Annotated in this window: 4 protein-coding genes; 2 read left to right on the top strand and 2 right to left on the bottom strand. The window is 33.8% G+C overall.

The features are described from left to right. Positions 1-250 precede the first annotated feature (250 nt). Positions 251-724: a hypothetical protein gene (locus FTV27_RS16905; RefSeq protein WP_180079334.1), complete on the top strand. Its 474-nt coding sequence runs from the start codon at positions 251-253 to the stop codon at positions 722-724. A 56-nt stretch (positions 725-780) separates the two neighbouring features. On the opposite strand, the gene FTV27_RS16910 is transcribed toward FTV27_RS16905, so the two are convergent. Both FTV27_RS16910 and FTV27_RS16915 read right to left on the bottom strand, forming a co-directional pair. Beyond that, positions 781-1,941: a glutathionylspermidine synthase family protein gene (locus FTV27_RS16910; RefSeq protein WP_180079335.1), complete on the bottom strand. Its 1,161-nt coding sequence runs from the start codon at positions 1,939-1,941 to the stop codon at positions 781-783. Between the two features lie 3 nt (positions 1,942-1,944). Continuing rightward, the gene (locus FTV27_RS16915) at positions 1,945-2,295 is read right to left on the bottom strand and encodes a hypothetical protein (RefSeq protein ID WP_180079336.1); all 351 of its coding nucleotides are present in this window, start codon (positions 2,293-2,295) and stop codon (positions 1,945-1,947) included. Between the two features lie 123 nt (positions 2,296-2,418). On the opposite strand from FTV27_RS16915, the gene FTV27_RS16920 reads away from it, so the two are divergent. Next, entirely contained in the window at positions 2,419-2,769 is a 351-nt protein-coding gene (locus FTV27_RS16920) for a multidrug efflux SMR transporter (RefSeq protein WP_180079337.1), read from the top strand. The last annotated feature ends 348 nt before the right edge of the window (positions 2,770-3,117 follow it).

Consider the following 3,117-nt stretch of genomic DNA (forward strand, 5'->3'; position numbering starts at 1 on the left):
AGATTGATCAGAGCAGCAAGAATGCATGTAATAAGTGTGAAAGAAGATAGAGTTCTCATAATTATTGGAGATTTTGAAAAAGTTTTCGCATTATCTAATATTGCTTGAACTTTATATAATACTAATTCGTATAAGAGATTTTATGTTAAAATATGTTGTAAAACGACTATAAATGGAAAAGCATATATTACTTTACTTTTTTAATTGACTTGATAATGTGTTCAACTTAGTGAAATAAGAGACAAAAATAATGTATTTTTGGAATACACAAGCTTTAGCACATGAATTATCAGCAAATACTTTAGAGAAGAAACACTATAAGAATTACTATTTAATGACTGCTTTGCTTATTACTATTGTTTATTATTACGGGATGTATTCCCCATATACTGATATTCAAGTGATTGGTTTCGAAGGAATATTGACGATTTTTATTATGTTTCTAGGGATTCAATTTGCATATAAAGCAAATGGTGGAGATGGTGGAGAGCATTTTCTAGGTAGAATTACAGCTTTATCATTTCCAATTCTAGTGCAAACAACAGTTGCTGGGCTTATTTTTGGATTCATCCTTCTAGGCTTATATTTTGGTTTAGAGCTTGAGGGAACAGCTTTTGATTTTTGGTTTGAGTGGTGTATTTCAATATTCACAATTTTTTTACAGATTTTATTTTTTACTCGCTTAGTTTTTTATATGAAACGAGTAGCAGCACATAGTATTTAAAAAGAGCCGTCTTTTGACGGCTATTTTATTAGAATCAAAAGGTATCCTAAAGTAAGTTATTCAATAAAATAATGTGAAGCAAAATGAGCATCATTTCCTATAATATCAAATACATCTTCTCGTAAAGACATCCCTGCACATTTATCACCTACCATCCAAAGTCCTAATGTTGGAAGCATACCGTCATGTAGAGGGGTTTTAACCCATTTCTGCATGACATAGCCATTTTTATCATAATCATCAAAATAAAAACTACCAGATGCAGCACCGCAATCAACATTGTTCTGCATAATGTGAATGTTTGCTCCCTCACGGGCTAGGATAGGCTTTCTTGCCCACTTTCCTTGATAATGCTGTGTAGGATCGTAACTATGGGTTTCAACTAATAATGGGTGATTTGGGAAGCGTTTCCATAATTCAACTAAAATAGCTTTGTTGGATAAAAGCATTTTCCAACATGGTTCGATCCATTGTGTTGAATTGGATATTAAGTTTGAGAAGTTTTCTTCCCAGAGATATTCCCACGGATAAAGTTTAAAAAGATTTTCAATTGGTTTATTTTTTAAATCAACAAATTGCTCACTATTCCAACCTATATTATTCATGGATAGCTCACTTACATTCATCCCTGCTTGGAAAGCAGTATCCATAAGGTATTCTAAATTCCCCCAATCTTCACGCCCCGCACTTTGACATGCAGCAAAATGGATTTTGGTGTTTTTAGGGAATAATTGCCCCCAACGATCAATTAGATCTTCATGGATACTATTAAATTGGTCACGATTAGGAATGCCATTTACTTGTTCGACCCAATGCCATTGCGCAACAGAGGCTTCAAGTAAGCCAGTAGGTGTATCCGCATTGTATTCCAGCATTTTTATGTTTTCGCCATCATAAGCGAAATCAAAGCGTCCATAGAGCATAGGGGCTTTAATACGCCATGAATGTTCAATATGTGGAATTGCTTGTTCTGGAATTTGAAAATAGGTAGGGTAATTACCACGTTGAATCATGTCATCAGCAATGCTTAAGCACATTTGATGTAATTCATTTGATGCATCTTCAAGTTGTTCAATTTGTTTTAACGTAAACTCATAAGCAACACCCTCAGACCAATAAATTGATCCATCCCTAGAGTGAAGATTATAGTAATCAAATCCAATTTGAGTATGCATCTGTTCCCAATTTTCACGTTCAGGTAATAAAACACGTTTCATTGTTTAACCTCCTGACGAACCGCTACTACTTCCAAAGCCGCCACGTATCGGTGTGGATTTGGATGCAGAGTTGAGTTGAGTGGAAATAAGGGGGTTACCGTTATGGCGTTTACCTGTTGCTTTGACGACTTTTCCTAAATAACGAACTTTACGATTTTTTTTATAATATTGTGGACCAACAAAAGCGGAAACATAACCACTAGAACCTGTTGAATCAGGCTCACATAATTCATATCGCCAATCCTGTCGGCAATCATATTGGTTGTTATAAACGTCTTGCTGCAAAACATTACTTTGACTACATGCCGTAAGTAAAAGTGGTACGACTACTAACGACAGTTTTTTAGTCCGCATGATTAAAAAAACCTATTTATTCCATATAGTTTGGTGTAAAAATCATCTAAATTTTAGATTTTACTATCTTATTTACCTACTAAGATAAAGTACAGTAATACAAAATATATTTTTATGATTTCTATGAATATTTCGTTCTTATCTAATGTTGGGTATTTATACCTAGCTTGTATCATCGTTATTGATATTTTAATGATGTTTTTTTTAACACAAGCTGATGGTTTTAATAATAAAAAGGCAACTGTGCTGAGTTTATTATGTTACGCCATTACATTTGTCTTTGCGGGACTGGCTTTGAAACATTTACCAACAGGAATGGTGTATGCACTTTGGGGCGGTGTTGGCACAATTGGTTGTGTCTTAGTTGCACATTTCTTCTTGGGGCAGAAATTAGATTTCGCAGCACATATTGGGATCGGTTTTATTGTAATTGGGGTTGTAATTATTGAATTTTTTTCTGAAAGTACAAGTTAAATTCATTTTGTCGCATTAAGAATAAATTAAGTTTCTCTAAAATTGACATAATACACGTTATGCGAAATTTTCAAAAATTATAGTGAAAATGCGAGCTTAAGGGATCAAAATTTAGCCCGCTAAATTATTAGTACTATATCACCTCGTAGTACTCTTCAAATGATGACACTATTGTTAAATCAGGTAATAAATCAGGATGTTCTTCTTTAATAATTTCAATACTGATGTGTGCTGAATTAGCAGGAGACTTTCACTTGGGAGATTCTAGGCAGCTAACCGATAAAAGTCTTCTGCCATTTGATTTGGTGTCTTAAAATCCAAGCCTTTTTGAATTCTTCGCTGATTATA

The sequence above is a fragment of the Acinetobacter sp. YH12251 genome (assembly GCF_013417465.1).
In the GTDB taxonomy this organism is placed as follows: domain Bacteria; phylum Pseudomonadota; class Gammaproteobacteria; order Pseudomonadales; family Moraxellaceae; genus Acinetobacter; species Acinetobacter amyesii.

Bases quoted from the DNA above. Each gene is read 5' to 3' on its own strand.
- FTV27_RS16905 (WP_180079334.1), top strand. From the start codon at position 251: ATGTATTTTTGGAATACACAAGCTTTAGCACATGAATTATCAGCAAAT.
- FTV27_RS16910 (WP_180079335.1), bottom strand. From the start codon at position 1,941: ATGAAACGTGTTTTATTACCTGAACGTGAAAATTGGGAACAGATGCAT.
- FTV27_RS16915 (WP_180079336.1), bottom strand. From the start codon at position 2,295: ATGCGGACTAAAAAACTGTCGTTAGTAGTCGTACCACTTTTACTTACG.
- FTV27_RS16920 (WP_180079337.1), top strand. From the start codon at position 2,419: ATGAATATTTCGTTCTTATCTAATGTTGGGTATTTATACCTAGCTTGT.